Origin of the sequence: Bradyrhizobium sp., assembly GCF_047605465.1 — a bacterium.
Taxonomy (GTDB): Bacteria; Pseudomonadota; Alphaproteobacteria; order Rhizobiales; family Xanthobacteraceae; genus Bradyrhizobium.
Map to the genome: position 1 here is coordinate 1 of NZ_JASGFS010000059.1, position 25,700 is coordinate 25,700.

A 25,700-nucleotide genomic window follows, 5' to 3' on the forward strand; every position below is an offset into this window, starting at 1 on the left:
TGGTCGCCGGTGTAGGCGTGGATCGTGGTCATGAAGCCGGTCTCGATGCCGACGAGGTCGTTCAGGACCTTGGCGACCGGCGCCAGGCAGTTGGTGGTGCAGGAGCCGTTGGAGACGACCAGGTGATCCTTGGTCAGCGTGTCGTGGTTGACGCCGTAGACGATGGTGGCATCGGCGCCGTCGGCGGGCGCGGAAACCAGCACGCGCTTGGCGCCGGCGGTCAAATGCGCGGACGCCTTGTCCTTCGAGGTGAAGATGCCGGTGCACTCGAGCGCGATGTCGACGCCGAGATCCTTCCAGGGCAGCTTGGAGGGATCGCGCTCGGCGGTTACTTTGATCTTGCCGCCGCCGAGATTGATGGAGTCGCCGTCGACGGTCACGGTGCCGGGGAAGCGGCCATGGACGGAGTCGAAGCGGAGCAGATGGGCGTTGGTCTCGACCGGGCCGAGATCGTTGATGCCGACCACCTCGATGTCCTTGCGGCCGGACTCTGCGATGGCGCGCAGCACGTTACGGCCGATGCGGCCAAACCCGTTGATACCGACGCGGACTGCCATGGTTCGTCTCCTTATGACCGTTCAATGACGTTTGTCATCCCGCACAACGCGCGATAGCGCGCCTGCGAGGGTTTTTTAGGGCGGACGCCCGGTTCGGCCGGGCGGGGCTTGATCATATGAGGAGTTACGTAGTCCTTTTTCCCGGCAAGCTCAACTCTCAGGATACGCGCTTCAGCACAGCGTTAACCGCAGCCTCGGCGGTAATGCCGAAATGCTTGTAAAGATCCTTCGCCGGGGCGCTGGCGCCGAAGGAATGCATGCCGATGAATTCACCATCCTGGCCGATCACGGCGTCCCAGCCCCAGCGCACGGCCGCCTCGATTGCGACCTTGACCGGCGCGTTGCCGATGATGGCGGCGCGCTTGGCCTCTGGTTGCGCTAACAGGAGCTCGACCGAGGGCACCGAGACCACCCGTGTCGGAATGCCGCGCTCGGCGAGCTGCTTCTGGGCCGCGACCGCGATCTCGACCTCCGAGCCGGAGGCGAACAGCGTCGCCTTGGCTTCGCCCTGCGCGGCGACCAGTTCGTAGCCGCCCTGCTGGCAAGGATTGTCGTTCGGCGCGTTGGTGCGGAGCTGAGGCAGGTTCTGCCGTGTCAGCGCCAGCACGGTCGGGCCGTCGATGCGGTTGAGCGCGAGCTCCCAGCACTCGGCGACCTCGATCGCGTCGCAGGGGCGGAACACGCGCATGTTGGGAATGGCGCGCAGCGCTGCGAGATGCTCGACCGGCTGATGGGTCGGACCATCCTCGCCGAGGCCGATGGAATCGTGGGTCATCACGTAGACGACGCCCGCACCCATCAGTGCGGCAAGACGCATCGCGGGCCGCGCATAGTCGGTGAACACCAGGAAGGTCGCGCCGTTCGGCGCGAAGCCGCCGTGCAGGAAGATGCCGTTCATGGCCGCGGCCATGCCGTGCTCGCGGATGCCGTAATGGATGAAGCGGCCCTTCGGCGTCTTGGCGGAGAACGCGGTCGCCGACTTCGCCTTGTTGTTGTTCGAGCCGGTGAGGTCGGCGGAGCCGGCAAGGAATTCCATCGGCATGGCGCCGGCGATCACTTCGATCACCGCTTCCGAGGACTTGCGGGTGGCCGCGGTCATCGGCTTTTCCAGCAGCTCCTTCTTGTATGCACGCACGGCCTTGGCGAGCGAGGCCGGGCGCTCATGGCGCAGCCGGCGCTCGAACTCGGCGCGCTTGCGGCTGCCGAGCTCGCCGAGCCGGCCTTCCCATTCCTGGCGAGCTGCCGCGCCGCGGCTGCCTGCCTCGCGCCACGCCTTCAGCACGTCGTCCGGCACCGAGAACGGCTCCAGCGAGATGCCGAGATTTTCCTTGGCGGCCTTGAGCTCGTCGGCGCCGAGCGCCTCGCCATGCGCCTTCGCGGTGCCGGCCTTGTGCGGGGCGCCGAAGCCGATGGTGGTGCGGCAGGCGATCATCGTCGGCTTGTTGGATTTCTTCGCGCGCGTGATCGCGGCTGCGATCGCGGCCTGATCCTGGCCGTCGATCTTCTCGGAGGCCCAGCCGGCGGACTTGAAGCGTTTCACCTGGTCGACGGAATCGGCGATCGAGGTCGGACCGTCGATCGAGATGCCGTTGTCGTCATACAGCACGATCAGCTTGTTGAGCTTCCAGTGCCCGGCCATCGCGATCGCTTCCTGCGACACGCCTTCCATCAGGTCGCCGTCGGAGGCGAGCACGAAGGTGTGGTGGTCGACGATCTTCTTGCCGAACTCGGCGCCGAGCATCTTCTCGGCGAGCGCCATGCCGACAGCGGTGGAGATGCCCTGGCCGAGCGGACCGGTGGTGGTCTCGATGCCCTTGGTGTGGAAATTCTCGGGATGGCCCGGCGTCAGCGAGCCGAGCTGGCGAAAGTTCTTGAGCTGGTCCAGCGTCATCTCGGAATTGCCGGTGAGGAACAGCAGCGAATAGAGCAGCATCGAGCCGTGGCCGGCCGAAAGCACGAAGCGGTCGCGGTCGGGCCAGTTCGGAGCGGCGGCATCGAATTTCAGGAACTGCGTGAACAGCACCGTCGCGATGTCGGCCGCGCCCATCGGCAAGCCGGGATGGCCCGATTTTGCCTTCTCGACAGCGTCCATCGAAAGGCCGCGGATCGCGTTGGCCATACGGGTGTGATCGACTTGCGTCATGTCTGAAATCCGTCTGAAATGAAGCGCTTGGCGGTGCGTGGGACCGCGCGGGAAGAGATTGGCGGCCACCGGTCAAGGGTGGGATAGCATCTCGGTTCCGGGAGTCCAAGGCAATCAAACGCCGGTTTGGCCGTAAAAGTTGCTTAGCAGTGCATAGTTTCGCGGCGGCGTTGCGCTTGGCTAGCTTGCCACGTAAATTTCTGCTTGTAACCGCTTGCCGAACCGAGTCTTTTGCCGGACGGCAAGCTCCCCGGGGACAAGGCTACAGGTTCCGCCGCTGACGTTATGAACGACCGCGTTTCCAAGAGTTCCGCCATGACGGAGTCCTCTGCCGTCGAGATCGAGATCGCGACGCGCAGACTCACCGCCGCACTCGATGCGCTCGAAAGCGCTGTCGAGCGGCGGCGTGACGCCGATCGCGACGAGAACGAGCTCGCGGCGCGAATCCAGGCGTTGGGCGCGGATCGCTCGCGGCTTGCCGACGAACTCGACGGCGCATTGGTGAAGGCCCGCAAGCTCGAGCGCACCAATCGCGAGATCTCCGATCGACTGGATTCCGCGATCGTCACGATACGTTCGGTGCTCGATACCGGAGAGGACGGATGAGCCACATCAACGTCACCATCAACGGCCGCCAGTACCGCATGGCCTGTGAGGAGGGCCAGGAGGTGCGGCTGCTGAAGCTCGCCGAAAGCCTGGAGACTCGCATCCAGTCCCTGCGCGGAAAATTCGGCGAGATCGGCGACGCACGGCTCACCGTGATGGCGGCGTTGACCGTCTGCGACGAACTGGTCGATGCCGGCAATCGCATCCGCACCATGGAGCAGGAGCTGACCGAGCTCAGGGATTTCCGCAACGCGGCCGTCGAGCGCGCCAGGATGACGCAGACCGCGGTGGTGAATGCGCTGAACGCCGCAGCCGAGCGCATCGAGAAGTCGACCCAGGTCCTGAACCGGACCGTCGGCAACGGGATCGCGATCGGCTGACCGTGGGCAGGCCGCCGCCCGGGCTGGCGATTCGTCAGCATCGTTGTTAGATTGAACCCGCGAAGCTGCGACGCGCGTCAGGAGCCATATATCCCCGGGGCCTTATCGATCCTTTAGGGAACTGTCCCTGGCCGGGCCCGTGGGCCCGGACATATGGTGCCCACCTACTTTCGTAGGGAACTCCGGGATCGAGTGCTTCAACGGCGTATGCGGCTTCGCACTTCTTTCTGCTTGGTTTGTGCCTGTCGAAATTGCGTCCCCGACACGCTTGCAGTCCGACCGATCACGGTGCCACGTCCCGTCACCGGGTCTCGCCTTCGGCGGGCCCATGGCCGTTTCCAGCGGGCATCCGATACACTGCGGCGTCGAGGTTCAAGCACTGGCGTCTCTGCAAGACTGGATCGCCCGCACGAGGCGGGCGGTGACGGCGGAGCGAGACTCCGCTCTCGGGGGAAAACGCGCATGTCCAATTCGAAAGCCGAACTCCGCGCCAAGGCCCTCGCGGCGCGCGACGCGCTGAGCGAGAAGAAGCGCGCCACGGCCGCCGCAAAGCTTGCCAAGCGGGGACTGCCGTTCAAGCTGACGCCCGGCAGCATCGTCTCCGGCTATTCGCCGATCCGCAGCGAGATCGATCCGATGCCGCTACTGAAGAAGCTCGCCGAGGACGGCGCAAGGCTCGCGCTGCCTTGCGTCACGGCGCGCGGTCAGGCGCTGGTCTTCCGCATCTTTCATCCGAACGATCGCCTGATGCTCGGCCCGCTCGGCATTCCCGAGCCGTCGCCGGCTGCGGCCGAAGTCATCCCGGACATCATGTTGACGCCGCTCGCCGCCTTCGATCGTCTCGGCCATCGCATCGGCTATGGTGCTGGACATTACGACTTCACCTTCGCGCATCTGCGCAAGACCAAGCACATCACGGGCGTGGGGCTTGCTTTTGCGGCGCAGGAGATCGAGGCAGTTCCGGCACTATCCCACGACGTCGCGCTGGATTATGTGCTAACGGAATCCGACGTTTTCGATTTCCGGAGTTCTGAAGTTGCGCATTCTCTTCGTGGGTGATGTCGTCGGCCGTGCCGGGCGCACGGCGGTGGCCGAATATCTGCCGGGCATGGTCAAGGACTGGTCGCTCGATTTCGTCGTCGTCAACGGCGAGAACTCCGCGGGCGGCTTCGGCATCACGGAAGCGATCTACCAGGAGTTTCTCGATGCCGGTGCCGACGCGGTGACGCTCGGCAATCATTCCTGGGACCAGCGCGAGGCGCTGGTGTTCATCGAGCGTGCCGAACGCCTGGTGCGGCCGGCGAACTACCCGCGCGGCACGCCCGGCCGTGGCGCGGCGCTGGTCGAGACCAAGAACGGCAAGCATGCGCTCGTCGTCAACGCGCTCGGCCGCGTCTTCATGACCCCGTTCGACGATCCCTTCGCGGCCCTCGAGCGCGAGCTCGGCGCGTGCCCGCTCGGCGTCGCGGCCGATGCCATCGTCGTCGACTTCCATTGCGAGGCGACCAGCGAGAAGCAGGGCGTCGGCTTCTTCTGCGACGGCCGCGCCAGCCTGGTCGTCGGCACGCATACGCATGTGCCGACCGCCGACCACCAGATCCTCGCCGGAGGCACCGCCTACATGACCGACGCGGGCATGACCGGCGACTACGACTCCATCATCGGCATGCAAAAGGAAGAGCCGCTGCGCCGTTTCACGTCGGGAATTCCTTCGGGAAGGTTCGAACCCGCGGCCGGCGTCGCGACGCTCAGCGGCGTTGCGGTGGAAACGGACGACGCAACGGGCCTCGCGCTGAAGGTTGCGCCGGTGCGCGTGGGCGGCCGGCTGGAGCCGTCGACGCCGAAGTTCTGGCTGAGCTGAATTTTTCGAGCGGCACCGACGCCGCGCGCGCTGGTCCGCTTTCGTGCGTGTCGCCCGAGCCCACCGATGCGGCCGGCGAGCGGCTTCCGACCTTGCGCTAGAGCTTGTAGGCGGTCCGGAAGCCGCCCCAATGCCGGCCCTGCACACGGATCGGGACGTCGATCTCGCGCATCATCACGGTGTTGCCGTTGCCCATGTCGCGCGCATAGCTCTGGATCAGGTACGAGCGCAGGTTCTGCGCCGCGGCCAACCCGGCCGGATCGTTGAACATGCGCCGGTTGCGGCAGTTGGCCGTATTCCACGCGACATCGCCGGGCCGCTGCGGATGCGAATAGATCCTGTTGTGCACCGGCAGGAATCCGTTGCGATCGACCATGGCGCAGAACGCCATGCGCGCTTCCCTGGCGAGGAAGGCTTCCTGGAAGGGCGGCAGCGCGCGATCGGCCCAGTCAAGATATCGGGTGCGGTATTGCTGCGGATTGGTGCCGGCGATTTCCGCATAGTCGGTGTCGAAGAGATCGTCGATGCCGAGTTCGCCGCGCGCCAGGCCCTGCTCGAAGATCTTGGTCAGTGCGTTGGCCGCTTCCATCGCGCGGGTGACGAACTCGGTGTTCTCCTCGTGGATCGCCCACAACCGGTCTTCGATTTTCTCGCTCAGTTCGGCGCCCGGGCTCACGAACTGCGCGCGTGCGCCGGCCTTGGATTGCTCGGTCACGCGCAGGCGGCAGTCGCCGACGCCTTCCAGACTGCCGCCGACGATCGTATGTACCGCAAGCCGGGCTGCGTCCACGCCACCGATCAGCACGCCGTCCATGGCGATCTCGTAAACCGGCATCGTGCCGCGCGCGGTCTCGAGCCTGAGATGGCAGGGCAGCCGCTCGGTCTTGCGGCGATCGTCATGCTCGCTCTGCCGTAGCAGCACGGCGCAGCGCGATTTCAGCTTGCGTGCGAAGGTGGTGACGGCCCTGCCGGCGCTGGCGACGCTTTCGCCATGGCTCTCGGCGGCCTTGGTGGCCGCATCGATCTCGGCCGCGCTCTCGCCGACCGAGATGATGAACTGCGAAGCGCTGGCGGCATTGCCCGAGACTTCGCCGGTGGTCGCGTTCTGCTCGGCGACCGCGCCGTTGACGGTCTCGAACACGGGGCGGATCGCCTCGATTGCCTGCGAGATGCGGTGCACGGCATCCGCGGAGCCGGCGGCATCGCGCTGGAGCGCGTCGATCTTCCTGCTGATCTCTTCGGTCGCGCCCTGGGTCTGCACCGCGAGCGCCTTGACCTCGGTGGCGACGACCGCAAAGCCCTTGCCGGCCGCGCCGGCGCGCGCCGCCTCGATGGTCGAATTGAGCGCGAGCAGCGTCGTCTGCCGTGCGATCTGCGCGATCAGGTTAATGACGTTGCCGATCGCCGCGGAGGATTCGCGCAGGCGGTCGACATTGGCGCGCGCTTCCTGCGCGGCGGCGCTGGCCTCGTCGGCAAGCCTGCCGGCGGCGCGGACCTGCGCGCCGATCCCCTGCGCGGACTGGGTGAATTTGTCGGCGGCATGGGCAAAGGTGGAAGCGGTCGACTGCGCGGCATTGCTGCGGCCGGTCAATGCATCGGTGCGGTCGCGAATGGCGGCAAGCGTTGTGGCGGTCGCCTCGGCGCCCCCGGCCACCGCATTGGCGGCCCGTTCGAGCTGGCGGATCATCGCCCCGAGCTCGAGTTCCAGCAGTTCCAGAATTTCCCGGGCCGAATCGCCCTCGCCGGCATGAGCTGGCCCGGAACCGGCAGCCGGCTGGACAGGCTGCGCCGCTGCCGCGGGGGCGGCCGTATCCTGCAGGCGCTTCCGAAATATTGCGAAGGCCATCAAGTCACTCTTGTCGGGAGACAGGCGGTCGCTATTTTCGCAACCCGGGATGAAATCAGGGTTAACGATGCCTGACTCCGGGGCACCCGGCCCTACGGTATTACCTTAAAGTATGAGAGGCCCTTTCATTCCGGTGGGTTGGCGGCCTATAACGCCGCGCTTTCCACAATCACTTGGCTGACGATTCCCTCAAGAGACCACGCATGGCCGGACATTCCCAATTCAAGAACATCATGCACCGCAAGGGGCGGCAGGATGCGCAGAAGTCGAAATTGTTCGGCAAGCTGGCGCGGGAAATCACCGTCGCGGCCAAGCTGGGGACGCCCGATCCCAACATGAATCCGCGCCTGCGCGCCGCCGTGATCGCCGCGCGCCAGGAGAACATGCCGAAGGACAATATCGAGCGCGCCATCAAGAAGGCGCTCGGCAGCGACGGCGAGAACTATGACGAGATCCGCTACGAGGGTTACGGCCCCGGCGGCGTCGCCGTGATCGTCGAGGCGCTGACCGACAACCGCAACCGCGCCGCCTCCGACATCCGTTCGTTCTTCACCAAGTCGGGCGGCAACCTCGGTGAAACCGGTTCGGTTGCCTTCATGTTCGATCGCACCGGCGTCATCGAATACGACCGCAGCGTCGCCTCCGACGACGCGGTGCTGGATGCCGCGATCGAGGCCGGTGCCGATGACGTGGTCTCCGGTGAGGGCGGCCACGAGATCTACGCCTCGACCGAAAGCTATCGCGATGTCGCCAAGGCGCTGGAAGCCAAGTTCGGCGAGCCGCGCAAGGCCGCGCTGATCTGGAAGCCGCAGAACACCGTGTCGGTGGACGACGAGACCGGTGAGAAGCTGCTCAAGCTGATGGACCTCTTGAACGAGCACGACGACGTCCAGAACGTCTACGCCAATTTCGAGGTGTCGGACGCGCTGGTCGCGAAAATGGGCGGCTGAGGCAGATCTCGCTCGTTCAGCGCTCCATGGTTATCGGACGCCTCGTGCGCGATTGCGCGCCGGGCCGGGCGATCCAGTATTCCGGCGCCGCCGCTGGAACACGGAGAAGCCGATACCCCGCCTTCGTGGGATGACGATCAGTGTTCGGCGGAGGCGCGGCCCACGGCACCGTCGCTTTCCCCTGTTACTTCCGTTCTGTTTCTGTTTCCCCCACGGCAGCCAGCCGCTATCACTGGCCCATGACTGCGCTCCCGATTCGTGGCCCCGTCCGCATCATCGGCATCGACCCCGGCCTGCGCCGCACCGGCTGGGGCGTGATCGAGGCTGAGGGCAACCGTCTGATCTATGTCGCCTGCGGCTCGGTGGAGCCGCGGGACGACATGCCGCTGTCGAGCCGCCTGCTCGCGATCCATGAGGGTCTCGCGGCCGTCCTGTCCGACCACAAGCCGATGGAAGCCGCGGTCGAACAGACCTTCGTCAACAAGGACGGGGTGGCCACCCTTAAGCTCGGCCAGGCCCGCGGCGTCGCCATGCTGGCGCCCGCAATGTTCGGTATCACGGTTGCCGAATATGCGCCGAACCAGGTCAAGAAGACGGTGGTCGGCGCCGGCCACGCCGACAAGCACCAGATCGGGATGATGCTGAAGATCCTGCTGCCCAAGGCCGAGCCGCCGTCGGCGGATGCTGCCGACGCGCTCGCGATCGCCATCACCCACGCCCATCACCGGCAAAGCGCGGCGCTCAGGCTCAAGGTGGTGGGGTTATGATCGGCAAGCTCAAGGGCCTGATCGATTCCTACGGCGAGGATTTCGTCATCCTCGACGTCGGCGGGGTCGGCTATCAGGTCCATTGCTCGTCGCGCACGCTGCAGCATCTGCCGTCGCCCGGCGAAGCCGCCGTGCTCTCGATCGAAACCTATGTCCGCGAGGACCAGATCAAGCTGTTCGGCTTCCGCACCGACCAGGAGCGCGAATGGTTTCGCCTGCTTCAGACCGTGCAGGGCGTGGGCGCCAAGGTCGCGCTCGCGGTGCTCGGTACGCTGGCCCCGGCCGATCTCGCCAACGCGATCGCATTGCGCGACAAGGCGGCGGTGTCGCGCACGCCGGGCGTCGGTCCCAAGGTCGCCGAGCGCATCGTCACCGAATTGAAGGACAAGGCGCCGGCCTTCGCCAATGTCGATCCCGCCGTCGTGCATCTTGCCGGCGCCGTCGACGACCAGCGTGCGCCGCGTCCGGTCGCGGATGCGATCTCGGCGCTGGTCAATCTCGGCTACGGCCAGCCGCAGGCGGCAGCGGCCATCGCTTCGGCGTCCCGCAGCGCCGGTGAGGGCGCCGAGACTGCGCAGCTCATCCGCCTCGGCCTGAAGGAACTCGCCAAGTGAGCGATCCCAAGGCCAATCGCATGGTCTCGCCCGAGCGGCGCAGCGACGATGTCGGCGACACCGCGCTGCGCCCGCAGTCGCTGTCCGACTTCGTCGGCCAGCAGCAGGCGCGCAAGAACCTGTCGATCTTCATCGAAGCGGCGCGCAAGCGGGGAGAGGCGCTGGACCACGTGCTGTTCGTGGGGCCTCCCGGCCTCGGCAAGACCACGCTGGCGCAGATCGTGGCCAAGGAACTGGGCGTCGGCTTCCGGGCCACGTCCGGCCCGGTGATCGCCAAGGCCGGCGATCTCGCCGCGCTCCTCACCAATCTCGAAGAGCGCGACGTGCTCTTCATCGATGAAATCCATCGCCTTAGCCCCGCGGTGGAGGAGGTGCTCTATCCCGCGATGGAGGATTTCCAGCTCGATCTCATCATCGGCGAAGGTCCGGCGGCGCGCTCGGTCAAGATCGAGCTGTCGAAGTTCACGCTCGTCGGCGCGACGACGCGTGCCGGCCTTCTCACCAATCCGTTGCGCGATCGCTTCGGCATTCCCGTCCGGCTCAATTTTTACACCATCGACGAGCTCGAAAGCATCGTCAGCCGCGGCGCCCGCGTGCTCAATGTCGGCATGAGTGCGGATGGCGCCAACGAGATCGCGCGCCGCGCCCGCGGCACCCCGCGCATCGCCGGGCGCCTGCTGCGCCGGGTGCGCGATTTCGCCTCCGCGGCCAACGCCGACGAGATCGACCGCAAGATCGCAGACCACGCACTGAGCGCGCTCGAGGTCGACGCCGCCGGCCTCGATGCCATGGACCGACGCTATCTCACGACCATTGCTCTCAACTATGGCGGTGGCCCGGTCGGCGTCGAGACGATGGCTGCCGCGCTGTCCGAGCCGCGCGATGCGATCGAGGACATCATCGAGCCCTATCTGATCCAGTGCGGCTATTTGCAGCGTACCCCGCGCGGCCGCCTGCTGACCTCGCATGCGTTCCGTCATCTCGGCATCGCCGAGCCCTCGCGCGATGCGGCGTCCCAGTTCGGCCTGTTCGGAACGGACGAGAGCGATGATTGAGCTGCGCGGGCTCCGGTCGTCATGAACTCCCGGTAATCTTTGTGCAGGCCGTCTGCACGAACGGACCCCAATTCCGCTTCAATCGGCCCCCATCACGGAAGCACATCACCATCGGGCTTCCATGATCACGCGCCGTCATCTCATCCGTTCCATCGGCGGTCTGTCCGCTCTCGGCGTTTCGACCGCTGCCTACGGCGTCGGCGTGGAGCCGGTGCTGCGGCTCCGCGTCACCCGCTATCATCCGAAGCCGCGGCAATGGCCCTCGGATTTTCCGTTGAAGATCGCCGTGATCACCGACATCCATGCCTGCGATCCCTGGATGTCGCTGGAGCGGATCGAGGCGATCGTCGATCGCACCAACGCACTCGATGCCGATCTCATCGTGTTGCTCGGCGATTATGTCGCCGGTCTTCACCATGTCACGCGCATCATCCCGTCGAGCGAATGGGCCAGGGTGCTGGCCGGCCTCAAGGCGCCGCTCGGCGTCCATGCCGTGATGGGCAATCACGATTACTGGGACGACAAGACCGTGATGCGCACCGGTCACGGGCCGACGGTCGCCCAACGTGCGCTGGAGGCGGTCGGCATTCCCGTCTACGAGAACGACGTCGCGCGCCTCAGCAAGGATGGCCGCTCGTTCTGGCTCGCCGGCCTCGGTGACCAACTCGCTTATCTTCCGGCGCAGCGCTATCGCCGCGTGCTGCGCTTCGGCGCCGACGATCTCGTGGCAACGCTCGCCAAAGTCACCGACGACGCACCGATCATCCTGCTGGCGCATGAGCCGAACATCGCGCCGCGGGTGCCGTCGCGCGTCGCGTTGCAATTGTCCGGTCACACCCATGGCGGCCAGGTCCGCCTGCTCGGCTGGTCGCCCGCCGTGCAGCCGCAACAAGGCATCCGGCTCGCTTACGGTCATTTCCGCCTGAAATGCGATGTCATCGTCTCCGGCGGTCTCGGCTGCAGCATCATTCCGGTCCGTGTCGGCGTGCCGCCGGAAATCGTCGAGGTGACGCTGGGGAGCCGGCCGGCGGTGGCGTAGCCGTGCTTGCGTGACCGGCCGTTTTTGCGCAAAACGGACCGGTTACCGACAAGCGAAGGGGCTCGCGACGTGACAGCTCATCTCGACGGCGAGATCCGCGACGGCCGCCACCATATGCAGGTGCGCGTCTATTACGAGGACACGGATTTCTCTGACTTGACGTTATCATAGTACATAAAAGTGCTGTCTTCTCTCGTCTTGCCGCGATTATTGGGGAACAGATTCATGCTGAAAAGGGCGGAGCTGTTGAGGTACGGAGTATATTCGTAGGGCATTCGTTTGCGGACTGGATGCACCACGATGCTGTCGATCAAATTACGGAAAGCAACACGCGTTTCGATCGCCTTCGGGTTAATCTTCAGCGCAGTGATTAGTCTCTTGGCTTCCGATCGGTATCGGTCAGCGAACTTCGGCTGGTCGAACGAGATCACCTTCTCGCTGCTGGTTCCCAACAGCCGCAAGCGCTCCTCGACGGTTTCCCGCTCCGTGTCGCACTCATCGATCCGCTTGAGTAACTCATCCGGCTTGCGACGGCTACTTGCAATGGCATACGACAAGCGTTCGATCTCGGTAGTCAACCCGCGCAACCGGCGCTCCAAATTAGCGTGTTCACTGTTTTTCTTCCGATCGTTCTTACGCTCGTACCTCCAAGCACGCATCGCCTGTTCAATCGCTTTGAGCGAAAGCAACTTCAGTTCCATTTTTGTTGCGATATCCTCAAGCAGCACATCCATGTCAAAGCTCCGGGTATGCTCACAAGTGCCTCGCTGATGCGCGTTGGCGCATGCGGCGCGAGGAGCGCCATTTCTGGACGATTGTGCGATGCGCATGCTCCCGTTACAGACGCCGCATCGGAGGGCGCCGGCAAGCGGATGCTCATTGTTGCGGGGGATAACAGAACGGCGCCGCGGCTTGCCGGTCTGGCCAAACATGTGCAGAGCCCGCGCGTTCCGAACTTTTTGCGCTCTATCCCAAAGCGGCTGCGGGACAATTCGCAGCTCAGGCTTCATAACAATAATATGACGATCTTCCGGATTGCGGCGCTTCTGTTTTTTCTGCGTTTCCGGGTTGAGCACCGTTGAGCGAACGTTCCAATGAATTTCGCCGATATAAAGCTCGTTGCCGATAATGCCCCGACCGTGGCGACCACCAGTCAAGCACTGATGATTCCAGCTAGTACGACCAGCCTTGTTCTTGTGACGAGTGGCACCAGGTGAGGGCAAGCCTTCGCGGGTGAGATCGGTCGCGATATCTCGAGTTGAACGTCCCGACGCGTATTCGGTGAAAATGCGAAGCACAATCTTTGCTTCGCTCTCATCTATCACGCGTTCACCTGGGGCGCCTGGCCTCAGCCGATAACCATAAGCGTAGGAGCCAGGAATTCTTCCGTTGGCGACAGCATTATCATGGCCACGGCGAACCTTTTCGGCGAGCTGCGGCTTATAGATCGTGTTGTAGAGGCTTGCGATGCTAATATCGGTGGCCGTCGCATAGACACCCTTCTGATCCATCAGCTCAACGCCGTTGAACTCGAAAACTTGCTTCAGGCGCTGGATGGTTGCAGGATCACGCGACAAACGATCGAAATGCTCAACGACGATAACATCAAATTCGTGGTTTCTTACGCCGCTGAGCAGCCGCTGATAGCCGTCTCTCGCATCTTCGGTAAGGCCAGATTTCGCGGCGTCAAAGAATTCGCCGATGACGCCTAGCTTGTTGCGTGCTGCGATCTTTCGGCAGAGCAAGAGCTGGCCATCAATCGAGGTAGCTCTTTGCATGTCACTCGAATAGCGAGCATACAACGCGGCTCTCTTTTTACTTGGGTCCGCCACCATGTCCTTCTCCTTTCGGCCGCGCCAAACCGTCGTTTTCATCCCACGCAATCTGCCTTCCAATGGCGCGCGCCAGCTCAAGCCAAATTTCCTCGTTGGCGGGATTATCCCAGCTCTGAGGGTGAGAAGAATCAAGCGGCCGGATGGTCGCCTTCTGCCCTCGAGGCGATCGGACTCGGGTATGCATTATGATCGGTCGGCCGGCGAAAAGTAACACATTTTGTCGTCTACACTACAGCTGGTCCGCGATCACTCGCTGTGCTTGCTTCAGTCATTCCGAGCACTGATCTTGTCGGCCGAGACCTCCAAAAGTCTCGCGGGTCTCAATCTGATCGGTCGTGTCCAATGATGTTGAACGCTACAGCCGTAAATGAAAATGAAAGTTTGCTGCGGCCGCGATGATGCGCATCGGGTGCCAGCGCAGTACGGCGAGAGCGGTCGTAGGCGATAGTAAATTTGCCGAAGAATGCGAAGTAAAAAAACTTGCGCCTAGCGGCGACGAAAGTCCGAAGCGCTTATGTCTGAGTCATTCGGCTCGAGCATCTGCACGCTCCGATGCGCATGGTTACAGCAGGTTGGCTTAGTGCGACCCATCGTCGTTGTCTTGCGGCATCAAGCGCCCTTTGATGAAGAGGTGATCCGGCAAGTCGCCGATTTCGCCAGAGCCGCCACCGGGGCCGAATAACTCCAAAAGAGAGGCGATGGCCGTGGTCGCACGCACGATGCGGCGCGCGTCGTCGCGGAGCCTGTCGCTGTAATCAGCGGATAGGCTGCCGAGTGTTGTTGAATAATTTCATGAAAAGAGCTTGGTTTGCCGCAGAGGTCCATGCCGCTCCTGAACCGCTGCCCCCATTGTCGTATCGTCAAGCATTAACCAGCCTGAATCGGCTGATGTCATAATGTCGGCTTAGCGTCAGCGGTCGTAAAGACTTCCTGCGACGTTGCAATATTGCTGGGGTACGATAGGTCCCAACAATTGTTGTTGTAGTCATATCTCAGAATAAGGTTCTGGTTCGCCTGGATTTGCCCTATCGCGGCGTAATCGGCCCGCGCGACACCATTGCCGACGTCAGTATGATGAAACCCGTTCATCGGCTGATTTGCAGATGCAGAGCTTTGACCATCTCAGCGCGTGCCTTGTTGCTTCGGCGTTCTTGGCCGCACCGGCTTCGGCCAACAAGGTTCACGCTTCTTGCTGACCATGCGGTCGCAGCCGACCTTGCATCACGCCCATACAAAGGCGCCAATGGCCCCGCCTGCCGTTGTCTACGACTGGTCTGGCCTCTAAGTCGGAGGCCGCCGGCGGAGAGGCGAGTGAGACAAGTGCTTCTTCCGCAATTCCCGGCTTTCTTTTCCCTAGCGATTCCAAAACAGACTGGATCGCCGGCGGGTTTGCGGGAATACAGAAACAGTGGGGCGCTGTTATCGTCGGTTTCGATGGAGGCTGGAACGGCCTAGGCGGGGCTAGGGGGGCGACTGTCGGCGGCGGCTTTGCCGGTTCACCTCTTTGTTCCGCGCCAGTAGCGTGTGCCAAGGCCGAATAACCAGACGTCGGCTATATCGGCGGGCGCGTCGGCTATGCTTGGCCATTTCGCGCCGTTCAACTCCCTGGCGCCGGGGGCGGCGAACCACAATGGATGGTATGCGGGCAGCGGAGTCGACTATGCTATTCTTGATAATCTCACCTTAGGTGTTGACTACAAGCACTAAGAGTTCGATTCCGCGCAACATGTCTGCTATCCATGGGCCTGCACGCCGGTGACCATCAGATCGATCGACTTGCCAAGATGGATGCCATAATGGGGCGCATCAGTTACAAGTTTAACCCCTGGGCGGCGCGTGGCGGCGAAATATTGAGCAGTTGTCGTTCACCAAAACGATGCAGCTGAGCTTCCACATCGCCTGTCCCCAGCCATTGGTCGAAAGCAAAATTTGAAGCGATCATGCGCAGTCTGACGTGCAATCATGAGGCGTGCGCACCGCGCCAGCAAACCGCTTCATGCTGGTTTACGTGGCAGAGGATCGAACTGGCTGCTACGATGAGGACGGTTGCTGGCCAGCCTTCGGCCCCCATCTGATCCAAAGCTTGGGTCTGGACTCGCTTCAGACGTTCGACAGACGGTAGAACCTGGTACGCCTCCTGCTGGTCTGGACGCGGCTGATCATGCCGAATGGACGTTCTGTGGTGCTCGAGCGCCAGCCTGGCGCGGACACCGCAGGCTACGCGGGCCTTGAGGACCAGGTCGACAATCACTGGGGCGAATTGTTCAAGGCTGCGGCCCTATCAACGTTTCTGGCGGTTGGGACCGAACTGGGGGCTGGTTCGGACACCAACAGCAACGACAGCGCAATTATCCAGGCATTGCGACACGGCGCCTCCGATTCACTGAACCAAACCGGACAGCAGGTAGTTCGGCGCAGCCTCAACATCCAGCCCACTCTCACTGTGCGACCCGGATTCCCTGTGCGCGTTGTCGTCAATCGTGACCTTATACTTGCGCCTTACGGAGGGTAGGAGATGCCAAAGCTTAGAATAGGAACGCTGCCCGACGACAAGCCGGTCAAGGTCACCACTGAGCTTCCGGCATCAGTGCATCGGGATCTTGTCGCCTATGCAGAGGCCATGGCGCGCGAAAGCGGGCAGCGGATCGATCCGGCGAAGCTGATCGCGCCGATGTTGGCGCGCTTCATGGCTACGGATCGCGGATTTGCAAAGGCTAGGCGAACCGGTCATTCCCCGAGAGCGGGCGAGGGGGAGGGATAGCGCTCAGCCAGCAAACCGAGAAAACGCTTCAGAGCCGGGTTTTCATTTTCTTCGCGCCAGTGCGCATAAAAATCGACCCGGCTCGGTCCCGACCCGTCCTGCAACTCCCGGTACAAGAGACCAGCGAAGCTTGCACCGATATCCGATTCCATTACCAGACTGAGCCCCATGCCCATACTTGTCAGACTCTTGATAATGCCCTGGCTAACATCGTGGCGCTCCACCCTGGGGCGGTCGTCGGATCGTACGAGCTTCGAGATCAGGAGATCCTCGAGTTCTCGTCCAGGATCATACTCGCTCAGGAGGATCTTCTCGTTACGCAAATCGGTCCAGTAGATTATCTGGCGTGCTGCCAGGCAGTGATCCTCGGGCAGCGAGATCAGGATGCGCTCGCTCCACAGCAATAGCGATCTGGTGTCCTTTGAAGGCAGACGTCCAGGGCTAATGACGACATCGGCGGTCCCGTTACGGAGGGCCGTCATCAGACGAAAGCGAGAGCGTTCCATCGTTGCCAATTCGAGCCGCGGGAGCAGCTTCTTCAGTTCACCTATCGTCGCACGCAAATTCCCGGTGGACATGGACGTATAGAAGCCAATGACCAGACGGCCAGTATCGCCGCGGCCGCGGGACCTCCCGGTGTCGACAAGCATGTCGACTTGTTCCAGGATCAATTGTGCAATGCGCAAAACGGCTTGGCCAGCCGGCGTAGGTTTGATACCTCCGCTTGAGCGCTCAAACAGTGAGGTGCCGATAAGATACTCAAGTTGACTGATCGAGCGGCTGAGGACCGTATGCTTGATTGAAAGCACGTCGGCTGCGCGACGAAAGCTTCCGCAATCGCAGGCGACAACAGCTAATCGAAGCTGCTGCAGGTCGATAGCCCACGCCGCGTTCCGCCGATCATTTCTGGCCCCGGTTTCTGTCATTTTCGTAGCTCGATAGCAAACCGCACGACACGGCGTCCCCGCTCCAGACGGGGACCCTTGTGTCGTTCGGTGGCATGGATGGCCCTAGGCGGCAGCAAAGATTACCGGCGCCCAAAGAACGGGTGCCGAAAGACCGCCGGCTCGACGAAGGTTTGCAAGAATCTCGCTTGAAATCTCAAGGTAACCTGCCACGGCCACGGTGCTGCCAATTGGGGCAGGATTGCCTATGCGTCGCAACGGCCAACCGGCTCGTCGAAGAATCCTTTCCATTCGGGCATCGGTGACAGTAACGATGTCAGTGAGCTGTCGTGATAGCCCGAATTCGACCATCCCGGCGAACAGCTCGTATGCGGCACGAGTTATGCCATAATCTCCTTTGGGAGCGTCGGCTGCGACGTCGATCGCGAACCTGCTGCTCTCCCAGACACGTGACGTCGAAGGTGCGGTGTGGCCCTCAAGAAGCACAGAGAAGGTGTCGCGAAGCATGGTCGGCCCGAGAGAGGGCAAGAGACGAACGGAGCCTTCCACCAGGCCGCTTTCAGAGACTTGCGTCAGGTAGACGGGATGCAGGGCGTCGAAGTGATCCACCTCCATGTCGCCGCTCGTTTGAACGTCCCACGCCATGCGAAGTTTAAATACGCGGTGCCTCATCCGATACATTTCAACGAGCGTGCCGGAAAAATCCCCGTATGCAGGTGGCGCTATCAACTGGATCATGGTCCCTCCCGATGGCGTTTCTCAACACCTTTGAAGCGGGATTGTTGATCGATTGCATTACCTGTATTTGTAGGGGGGGACGCGCCCTAATTTCGCTTCTCTTTACTCGCAGCGGCCACGCGCATCACCGCCTGCACAAGCGTCCGGACTCCCAGCTTCTGCTTTGCATTCTCCAGGTAGTAGGCCACTGTATTACGCGAGATGCCGAGGATGCATCCAATCTCCCAGGCGCTTTTTCCTTGCGAGGCCCACTCCAGGCATTCGAGTTCGCGGCGGGACAAAGCTATCCCGTCGACCATCGTTTCGGTTACAAGCTTGCGACGCACGTGGGCATGGAAGTACATCGCCATTAGCTGAAGTGCCCGCGCGTTTGATTTGATACAATGATCGAACGGTTCTCTTCGTTGATCGGCAGCGAAAGTTACCGCTGCAACCGGGCCATGCCCGTCATGAATCGGAACAGTAAAGCCGAAGCGAATTCCGAATTGTGCGGCTTCTTCGAGCAGTTGCTGCTCTTTAAGCGAACAATTTGTTGCCAGAAGATCAATGCCCCACTCAAACGGCTCGGGTTTCTGTAGAGCTGTTTTGATGACAGGGTCGACGCGCTCGTATTTGCGGCTGAGATATTTCGAGGTCCAGGTTGAGGGGTAAGTCGAAATAAGTCGGGGTCTTTCGTCGAATTTGTGCGGCAGAGCAAGATAGGCAAAGCAGGACAGGTCGAGGGCCCCGGCGGTAGTGGCCATTGCGTCGGAGAAGTCTTGAGGTGTTTGTGCGCTCGCCAGGCGATCAATAAAAGTTTGAAAGATACGATACATCGTCATCCCAGCGGCTTCGACAAACCTGCTGCACGACGACCGCGAGGTGAGGCTCACGAACTGAAAATCGTGGTCACGATGAATTCTTAGAGTACTGATCGCCGCAGGATGAACAACTCTGTCACCCGTCGTCTCGTCGGTAAATGCCGGAAATGCGATACAACTATCGGTTATTGCGATCGCTTCGGGCCGTTATTCAGTTGCGGCAGTCCGAACAAATGTTGCCATAGCTGTGCGTGGATTTCATGTTGAGGATACTGGACCTCGCGATTGGCGAAGCACGCGAATAATGTCTTGCAGAACGGCTTCCTTTCGACGAGACATTGCCCGCTTGCTCCGGTAAGCGCTGATTGTAAGATCGCGCGATGGTGCGACTGGAATCGTAACGAGCTGACCAAGGCGCACCTCGTTTTCCGCGCTGCCGGCCGGAATCGCGGCGATCCCCGCACCCGTTAGCACCACCACTTTGATGGTTTCGACGTTGTCGACTGTCGCCCGAATGCGAGGGCGCATGCCGAAGTCCTCGAACATTTGACTGACGATCTGGCCGTAACCCAACGAAGGCTCATTCACGACAAAGGGTTCGTTGGCGAGGAGTGCAAGATCGATTGACGAGCGCCCATCGGCAAGCCGGTGCGATGGGGGCATGATGATGACCATTTGCGTCTCGAAAAGACGCTCCGGCAACAGCCCGGCCGGTATCCGATCTGCGCCGACTTCGACAGCAATGCCCAGGTCGAGACGATCGAAATAGAGTTCCTCGAACAGCAGGCGTGGGGGCGCAGTTTTGATTTCAAGGTGGAAGCTGTCCGGGATGACCTCGGAATGCAGAAAGCATGGCAGAAGCGAAGTCGCCAGTCCGGACGCGATCCCAACGCTGATCGTTTCTCCACCGACTCCACTCAGGCGGCGGGCAACGTCATCAAGGCTCATCAGGTCATTGGCGACCCGCTCCGCTTCGTGCAAAAATGTTCGGCCGCGTTCAGTTAACTCAACTCCTCGTCCGACACGTCGGAAGAGACTAAAACCAATCCGTTCTTCAAGCTGCCTGACCTGTTCGGAAACCGAGGACTGCGAGACGTTCAGGCGCAGCGCCGCTTTTGTGAAGCTGCGCTCTCTCGCGACTGACAGCGCGTACCTTATCTGCCGAAACTCCATCCGAGCGCCCCATCGGGCCTTACGCCCGCGCCAATTCCGATCGGAAATCAGGTTTCGATCTTATTCGAGATTTCGATACCCGGCAATCATGGGTGCGGAATCCCGCGAGTTTTGCGCCGAAAATAGCTCAAAATGGCCGATGTGACCCCACTCCGCGGCGAGCTATCGGATACGCCGATGGATTCTTTGGGAAGATCTATTGGACCTCGACGTCCGGCGCATTCATTCTTGTCCATGGTAACGCGACAGCTGGCGGAGACCGGCGCGCTCCCTGAAGGACGAAGTTTGCGCAGGGACCTTCATGGTTGATTTAACAAGACGCAAAAGGAGGAGACGATGGAGCGGGTTCGACAAAGGTCGTGGCTACCGAGTTGGTCACTGAAACGCCACGGCGTCATCGCGCCGGACGAGCGGCTGCCGTGGGGACAGACAATCCTGGTCGGCGTTCAGCATGTCGGCGCCATGTTCGGCGCCACCGCGCTCGCTCCGATCATTATGGGATTCGATCCCAATGTCGCGATCTTCTTTTCGGGGATCGGCACGCTGATCTTCTTTCTGGCGGTTGGTGGCCGGGTCCCAAGTTATCTCGGGTCGAGCTTTTCCTTCATCGCCGTGGTCATCGCCGCGACCGCCTATTCCGGTTCCGGACCCAATCCCCACATCTCCGATGCACTCGGCGGCATTATTGTCGCCGGCATCATCTATGCGATGATTGGCATCCTGGTGATCTTCGCAGGCTCACGTTGGATTGGCGTCCTGATGCCCCCTGTAATCACCGGGGCGGTGGTCGCTGTGATCGGGCTCAACCTTGCCGGCCTCGCGGTAAAGAGCATCAGCGCGTCCGGCTTTGACACCATCGTTGGCCTGGTGACGATCGTAACGGTTGGTCTGATCGCCGTCTATGCCGAGGGGCTGGTGCGTCGTCTGCCGATCCTGCTGGGCGGAATCGCCGGGTATCTTGTGTACTTTGTTGGTGCCAACATCCTGGGCGTTACCAAGCCTATCGTGTTCGACGGGATCGAGAATGCTGCGTGGTTTGGCTTCCCGAACTTTATGGGGCCGACGTTCTCCACGCATGCCATAGGCGTTATTGCGCCGGTAGCGCTGATCCTTGCGGCGGAGAACCTTGGTCACATCAAGGCGATTGCCATCATGACCGGGCGCAATCTCGATGCCGATATCGGCCGGGCCTTTCTCGGCGACGCCGTCGCCACCGTGGTGTCGGCGAGCGGAGGTGGCACCGGTGTTACCACGTATGCCGAGAACATGGGCGTGATGGCGGTGAACCGGATCTATTCCACTCTGGTTTTCGTCATCGCCGGCGTGTTCGCAATCCTGTTGGGGTTGTCTCCGAAGTTCGGTGCGGTGATCCTTACCATTCCGGGGCCGGTGATCGGTGGCCTGTCGATTGTCGTCTACGGCATGATCACCGCGACCGCTGGACGGATCTGGGTGGAAAGCAAGGTCGACTTCTCGGATGCGAGGAACCTTATCACGGTGGCGGTGGTGCTGATCGCGGGGGCGGGCGACCTGACCCTGAGATTCGCTGGTTTCACTCTCGGAGGAATAGGCAGCGCGACGTTCGGTGCGATCATTCTCTACTACCTGCTCGGACACAAGGAGCAGGTGTCGGATGCTGACGGGATGAAGGTCAAGGCGCAGTCAATCGGCGTCGGCGATTTCTGAAGAAGGAAGAATATAGTGGTACTTGATATGGTCGACCTCTGCATTCGAAACGGCCGTCTACGGCACAAGGGCGATGAACTCTTCGATATCGCGGTGACCGACGGGCGCATCGCCAACATCGGCAAGAGCCTGGGCGTGCTGGCGCAGGATGAGATCTATGCCGAAGGCAGCCTGGTCACCGAATCGTTCGCCAACCCCCATCTGCATCTATGCAAGGTGTGGACCCTGCCGATGATGAGCGAGTCGGCGCTTGCCGCCTATCACGGGGCGGACATGGGGAAGGCGCTGGCTGCGATTGATCTCGCAAGTTCGGTCAAGGCCAGTTACGATGCCTCCTGGATCGCGCGGAATGCCCGCCGCGCGGTGGCGCTGGCTGCGTTGCACGGCAATCTGCATATCCGCGCTTTTGCCGATGTCGACAGCAAGGCGCGCCTTGAAGGCGTGAAGGCCCTTATCGCGGTGCGCGAGGAATTTCGCGGCATCGTCGATCTGCAGGTCGTCGCCTTCGCCCAGGATGGCATCATCAAGGATCCCGGCACCGAGCGTTTGATGCAAGATGCCATGGCGCTTGGCGCTGACGTGGTGGGCGGAATTCCGTGGATCGAGTTTACGGATGCCGACGCCCGGAAGCATATCGAATTCTGCTTCGATCTTGCGCGTGCGCACGACGCGGACATCTCAATGCTGCTTGACGATGCCGGCGACGCCAGCCTGCGCACACTGGAGATGATGGCAACGGAGACCATCCGTCGTGACTGGAACGGGCGAGCGCTGGCTCATCATTGCCGCGCCATGGCGCTGTATGCGGAGCCGTATTTCCAGCGGCTTTCCGGGACATTGCGCAGGGCCGAGGTATCGGTTGTCAGCGATCCCCATACCGGTCCGCTGCATGCCCGGGTGAAGGACCTGCTCGGTGAAGGAATCAATGTTTGTCTGGGCCAGGATGACATCTCGGATGCCTATTATCCTTTTGGCCGGAACAACATGCTGGAGGTCGCGTTCCTGGCTTCGCATATGCTCTGGATGACAGGCCGGGAGGATATCGAACGGCTCTATGACATGGTGACGGTTTCGCCGGCGAAGGCCATGAACATTTCCGACTTTGGTCTCTCGGTCGGCGACCACGCCAACCTCGTTGTACTCGGCCAGCCCGACATCATCGAAACACTGCGCTTTCATGCGCCCCCTCGCGAGGTCATTGGCCAGGGGCGACGTGTCGATCGTTCGCGCATGCAGGCATTGGCAAGCGGCGTGGACGAAATACCGGCAAGCGCGAGCTGCCGGGCGGAGGCGGGCGGGCGCTAGGCCCGCGTAGCAGCCACACCAACATTTTGTTCGCCTTGCGCGCGCCGCGGCGTGCAACGGCTACGTGCATTCTGAATCTATCCAAACCAAGGGAGTTTACCAGATGGCTATCGATGTCGTGAAAGTGCAGATCAAGAGCGTGGCGGATGCCTCCGGCCTCGCGCAACATATCGAGAGCGGACGATTCAAGGCCGACGAGGTCGTGGCCGTGATCGGCAAGACAGAGGGTAATGGCGGCGTCAACGACTTCACCCGCATCCTGTCTGACCAGGCGTTCCGCGGTGTCTTGATGAAGTACGGCACCCGCACGGAAGCTGAAATCCGCGACATCCCGATGATCTGGTCGGGCGGTTGCGATGGCGTGATTACACCGCACGCAACCGTCTTCGTGCGGACGTCCGACGTTGGTCCGGCGGAGGAGATGCGGTTGACGCTCGGCACCGCACTCAGTCCGCAGATCCTGCCTGAGGACATCGGTCGGCCGGCGATGGTGGAGAAGGTCGCCGAAGGCGTTCGTCTTGCGATGCGCAACGCCGGCATCAGCGATCCGAGAGACGTTCACTACGTCCAGACCAAGACGCCGCTACTAACGATCGATAGCATCCGCGATGCCCGTGCGCGCGGCCACGACGTCGCATGTGAGTTGCACGAATCGATGGGCGTGTCGAACGGCACTACCGGGCTCGGGATTGCGGTGGCGCTTGGCGAGATCGACATGCCAGCTGCGAATGCGATCTGCCATGACCTCGGCCTCTATTCGTCGGTTGCGTCCTGCTCATCGGGCGTCGAGCTCGATCGGGCGCAGATCGTTCTGCTCGGCAACAGGGCGGGCGCCGGCGGATGCTTCCGCATCGGCCACAGCGTGATGAAGGATGCGCTCGATGTCGACGGCATCTACCAGGCGATCCGCAACGCCGGTCTCGAACTGCCCGAGCGCGCGCGGGCGGACGACCTGAAGGGTAAGGTCGTCAACTGCTTCATGAAGTGCGAGGCGGACAGGTCCGGACAGTTGCGCGGCCGGCGCCAGATCATGCTGGACGACTCTGACGTGCATCATCACCGCCATGCGAAGGCCGCGGTCGGAGGCGTTGCAGCAGCCGCGATCGGCGATCCGGCGGTGTTCGTCTCGGTCGATGCCATGCATCAGGGGCCGCATGGCGGCGGGCCGGTGATCGCCATCGTGGACGTGGCTTGAGCCATGTCAAGCGACGATCTCACCAGATGGTCGGCGCGCGAGCTCGCCGCGAACATTCGTTCGCGGCGAGTCAGCCCGGTCGAGGTTCTGGAGGCTCACCTTGCGGTCATCGCGCGGCTTAATCCGTCGCTCAATGCGATCGTGACTCTGGCCACAGAGGAGGCTCGCGCTGCGGCACGGCTGGCGGAAACGGCGGTGATGGCAGGTGAGGCGCTCGGTCCGCTGCACGGCCTGCCGGTCGCGATCAAGGATGTAACATTGACAGCCGGATTGCGGACGACATTCGGATCGCCGTTGTTCAGAGATAACGTGCCTGCGGTAGACGCCGAGGTGGTGACGCGGCTGCGCAGTGCAGGCGCCATTGTGATCGGCAAGACCAATACGCCCGAGTTTGCCGCCGGCGCCAATACGACGAATGAGGTGTTCGGCGCTACCCGCAACCCCTGGAATACAGCGCTGAGCCCTGCCGGGTCGTCCGGCGGCTCTGCTGTTGCGGTCGCCAGTGGCATGACACCGCTCGCGCAAGGAACGGATTTCGGCTGCTCTATCCGAATTCCAGCGGCATTCTGCGGGATCGCCGGCATGCGCACGACGCCGGGGCTGATCCCGAACCGGCCGATGCACCTGCCTGGCGACGCCGGGCAGGTTCATGGTCCGCTCGCCCGCGACGCAGAGGACGCCGCACTGTTGCTGGACGCCATGATCGGGCTCGATCCGTTGTGGCCGATGTCGGCGGCGCCGCCGTGGTCGAGCGCTCGTGACGCCATGCGGGCGAGGTCCAGCTTGCGCGGACTGCGCGTCGCCTACATTTCGGACATGGCCCGCATCGGCGTCGACGTTGAGATCGACGCGGTCTGCCGAAAGGCGGTTATCGATCTTTCATCGGCGGGTGTCGAAGTAGAGGAGCTGTCATTCGATGCTTCCGAGGGTATCGGTGCCTACAAGATACTGCGCGGCGCCTGGATGGTCGGTCAGCAACTCGAGAGGGTCGAACACCTTGACAAGCTGGGGGCAAATCTCGCGGGCAACGTGCGCGATGGCCTGAAGCTCTCCTCGCTGGACATTGCGCGTGCTGAACACGTCCGTGGACGCCTGGTGGCACGCTTCGCCACGGAGCTCCGTCGCTTCGACTTCCTGATCACGCCGGCAGCGCCGGTCCCGCCGTTCCCGGTTGAGCAAAATTTCCCGGATACGATCGGCGGACGCAGGCTCGAAAACTACGTCGACTGGATCGCGCCGGCCTTCCTGGTGACCATGGTCGGGCTTCCGGCGGGCTCCGTTCCGGCTGGCAAAACCGCAAACGGACTTCCGGTCGGCCTTCAGATCATCGGACGGCGCTTTGCGGAGCCCGACATTTTCGCTCTCATGAAGGCCGTGGAGCAGGCGAGTGCAATCGGCTGGCCGCCACTGCGGCAGGTAATTGCGCCGTCGGACACACGAAAGGACACCGCTGAGCCAGTGAGCCAGAAGCTCTAGGACATGTT

Annotated in this window: 22 protein-coding genes, 1 other RNA gene and 2 pseudogenes; 17 read left to right on the forward strand and 8 right to left on the reverse strand. The window is 62.2% G+C overall.

The window, feature by feature from the left end:
* Both QM712_RS29300 and tkt read right to left on the reverse strand, forming a co-directional pair.
* Positions 1 to 557, reverse strand: a 557-nt coding sequence (locus tag QM712_RS29300) for a type I glyceraldehyde-3-phosphate dehydrogenase (RefSeq protein WP_415026638.1), incomplete at its 3' end; no start/stop codon positions are given.
* A 157-nt stretch (positions 558 to 714) separates the two neighbouring features.
* Entirely contained in the window at positions 715 to 2,700 is a 1,986-nt protein-coding gene (tkt, locus tag QM712_RS29305) for a transketolase (protein WP_415026639.1), read from the reverse strand.
* A 315-nt stretch (positions 2,701 to 3,015) separates the two neighbouring features.
* On the opposite strand from tkt, the gene QM712_RS29310 reads away from it, so the two are divergent.
* The 5 genes from QM712_RS29310 (at position 3,016) to QM712_RS29330 (ending at position 5,547) form a co-directional block, all read left to right on the forward strand.
* Positions 3,016 to 3,306, forward strand: coding sequence for a DUF4164 domain-containing protein (locus QM712_RS29310; RefSeq protein ID WP_008546526.1), 291 nt, complete (start codon positions 3,016 to 3,018; stop codon positions 3,304 to 3,306).
* Entirely contained in the window at positions 3,303 to 3,686 is a 384-nt protein-coding gene (locus QM712_RS29315; protein WP_148738730.1) for a cell division protein ZapA, read from the forward strand. The genes QM712_RS29310 and QM712_RS29315 overlap by 4 nt, the downstream gene beginning before the upstream one ends.
* Positions 3,687 to 3,745: 59 nt before the next feature.
* Positions 3,746 to 3,906, forward strand: a non-coding RNA gene (gene ssrS, locus QM712_RS29320) — 6S RNA.
* A 242-nt stretch (positions 3,907 to 4,148) separates the two neighbouring features.
* Positions 4,149 to 4,745, forward strand: coding sequence for a 5-formyltetrahydrofolate cyclo-ligase (locus QM712_RS29325; protein WP_415026640.1), 597 nt, complete (start codon positions 4,149 to 4,151; stop codon positions 4,743 to 4,745).
* The gene (locus QM712_RS29330) at positions 4,723 to 5,547 is read left to right on the forward strand and encodes a TIGR00282 family metallophosphoesterase (RefSeq protein WP_415026641.1); all 825 of its coding nucleotides are present in this window, start codon (positions 4,723 to 4,725) and stop codon (positions 5,545 to 5,547) included. The genes QM712_RS29325 and QM712_RS29330 overlap by 23 nt, the downstream gene beginning before the upstream one ends.
* 97 nt (positions 5,548 to 5,644) lie before the next feature.
* Here the strand turns inward: QM712_RS29330 and QM712_RS29335 are convergent, their stop codons facing one another.
* A complete protein-coding gene (locus QM712_RS29335; RefSeq protein ID WP_415026642.1) occupies positions 5,645 to 7,393 on the reverse strand; it encodes a methyl-accepting chemotaxis protein in 1,749 nt (582 codons plus the stop codon).
* 203 nt (positions 7,394 to 7,596) lie between these two features.
* Between QM712_RS29335 and QM712_RS29340 the strand changes: the two genes are divergently transcribed.
* From QM712_RS29340 to QM712_RS29365, 6 genes and pseudogenes are all read left to right on the forward strand, one after another.
* Positions 7,597 to 8,343, forward strand: coding sequence for a YebC/PmpR family DNA-binding transcriptional regulator (locus QM712_RS29340; RefSeq protein WP_415026643.1), 747 nt, complete (start codon positions 7,597 to 7,599; stop codon positions 8,341 to 8,343).
* Positions 8,344 to 8,582: 239 nt separating this feature from the next.
* Complete coding sequence (gene ruvC, locus QM712_RS29345) at positions 8,583 to 9,110, forward strand: crossover junction endodeoxyribonuclease RuvC (RefSeq protein ID WP_415026644.1); 528 nt, start codon at positions 8,583 to 8,585, stop codon at positions 9,108 to 9,110.
* Complete coding sequence (ruvA, locus tag QM712_RS29350; RefSeq protein ID WP_254125428.1) at positions 9,107 to 9,724, forward strand: Holliday junction branch migration protein RuvA; 618 nt, start codon at positions 9,107 to 9,109, stop codon at positions 9,722 to 9,724. Before ruvC ends, ruvA begins: the two co-directional genes overlap by 4 nt.
* Positions 9,721 to 10,779: a Holliday junction branch migration DNA helicase RuvB gene (gene ruvB, locus QM712_RS29355; protein WP_415026645.1), complete on the forward strand. Its 1,059-nt coding sequence runs from the start codon at positions 9,721 to 9,723 to the stop codon at positions 10,777 to 10,779. Before ruvA ends, ruvB begins: the two co-directional genes overlap by 4 nt.
* A gap of 121 nt (positions 10,780 to 10,900) precedes the next feature.
* Complete coding sequence (locus QM712_RS29360; protein ID WP_415026646.1) at positions 10,901 to 11,818, forward strand: metallophosphoesterase; 918 nt, start codon at positions 10,901 to 10,903, stop codon at positions 11,816 to 11,818.
* A gap of 69 nt (positions 11,819 to 11,887) precedes the next feature.
* Positions 11,888 to 11,977 (forward strand): annotated as a pseudogene (locus QM712_RS29365) (acyl-CoA thioester hydrolase); the annotation flags it as partial.
* Here QM712_RS29365 and QM712_RS29370 read toward each other — a convergent pair.
* Positions 11,950 to 13,731 (reverse strand): recombinase family protein, encoded by a 1,782-nt coding sequence (locus QM712_RS29370; protein WP_415026647.1) that lies wholly within the window; start codon positions 13,729 to 13,731, stop codon positions 11,950 to 11,952. The pseudogene QM712_RS29365 and the gene QM712_RS29370 sit on opposite strands and share 28 nt — an antisense overlap.
* A 2,053-nt stretch (positions 13,732 to 15,784) precedes the next feature.
* On the opposite strand from QM712_RS29370, the pseudogene QM712_RS29375 reads away from it, so the two are divergent.
* Both QM712_RS29375 and QM712_RS29380 read left to right on the forward strand, forming a co-directional pair.
* Positions 15,785 to 16,165 (forward strand): annotated as a pseudogene (locus tag QM712_RS29375) (TrbI/VirB10 family protein); the annotation flags it as partial.
* A 3-nt stretch (positions 16,166 to 16,168) separates the two neighbouring features.
* The gene (locus QM712_RS29380; RefSeq protein WP_415026648.1) at positions 16,169 to 16,414 is read left to right on the forward strand and encodes a DUF2274 domain-containing protein; all 246 of its coding nucleotides are present in this window, start codon (positions 16,169 to 16,171) and stop codon (positions 16,412 to 16,414) included.
* On the opposite strand, the gene QM712_RS29385 is transcribed toward QM712_RS29380, so the two are convergent.
* From QM712_RS29385 to QM712_RS29400, 4 genes are all read right to left on the reverse strand, one after another.
* A complete protein-coding gene (locus QM712_RS29385) occupies positions 16,381 to 17,340 on the reverse strand; it encodes a LysR family transcriptional regulator (RefSeq protein ID WP_415026649.1) in 960 nt (319 codons plus the stop codon). The two genes, QM712_RS29380 and QM712_RS29385, sit on opposite strands and share 34 nt — an antisense overlap.
* Positions 17,341 to 17,424: 84 nt before the next feature.
* Positions 17,425 to 18,057, reverse strand: coding sequence for an acyl-homoserine-lactone synthase (locus QM712_RS29390; RefSeq protein ID WP_415026650.1), 633 nt, complete (start codon positions 18,055 to 18,057; stop codon positions 17,425 to 17,427).
* A gap of 86 nt (positions 18,058 to 18,143) precedes the next feature.
* The gene (locus QM712_RS29395) at positions 18,144 to 18,872 is read right to left on the reverse strand and encodes a helix-turn-helix transcriptional regulator (RefSeq protein ID WP_415026666.1); all 729 of its coding nucleotides are present in this window, start codon (positions 18,870 to 18,872) and stop codon (positions 18,144 to 18,146) included.
* A 243-nt stretch (positions 18,873 to 19,115) separates the two neighbouring features.
* A complete protein-coding gene (locus tag QM712_RS29400; protein WP_415026651.1) occupies positions 19,116 to 20,030 on the reverse strand; it encodes a LysR family transcriptional regulator in 915 nt (304 codons plus the stop codon).
* Between the two features lie 336 nt (positions 20,031 to 20,366).
* Here QM712_RS29400 and QM712_RS29405 point away from each other — a divergent pair, with 336 nt between their 5' ends.
* The 4 genes from QM712_RS29405 to QM712_RS29420 all read left to right on the forward strand — a co-directional run bounded on the left by QM712_RS29405 (position 20,367) and on the right by QM712_RS29420 (position 25,692).
* Positions 20,367 to 21,716, forward strand: coding sequence for a solute carrier family 23 protein (locus tag QM712_RS29405; RefSeq protein WP_415026652.1), 1,350 nt, complete (start codon positions 20,367 to 20,369; stop codon positions 21,714 to 21,716).
* A 15-nt stretch (positions 21,717 to 21,731) separates the two neighbouring features.
* Positions 21,732 to 23,021, forward strand: a complete 1,290-nt coding sequence (locus tag QM712_RS29410) for an amidohydrolase family protein (RefSeq protein WP_415026653.1) — start codon at positions 21,732 to 21,734, stop codon at positions 23,019 to 23,021.
* A 103-nt stretch (positions 23,022 to 23,124) separates the two neighbouring features.
* A complete protein-coding gene (locus QM712_RS29415; RefSeq protein ID WP_415026654.1) occupies positions 23,125 to 24,216 on the forward strand; it encodes a ring-opening amidohydrolase in 1,092 nt (363 codons plus the stop codon).
* Positions 24,217 to 24,219: 3 nt separating this feature from the next.
* Positions 24,220 to 25,692, forward strand: coding sequence for an amidase (locus tag QM712_RS29420; RefSeq protein WP_415026655.1), 1,473 nt, complete (start codon positions 24,220 to 24,222; stop codon positions 25,690 to 25,692).
* Positions 25,693 to 25,700: the final 8 nt, after the last annotated feature.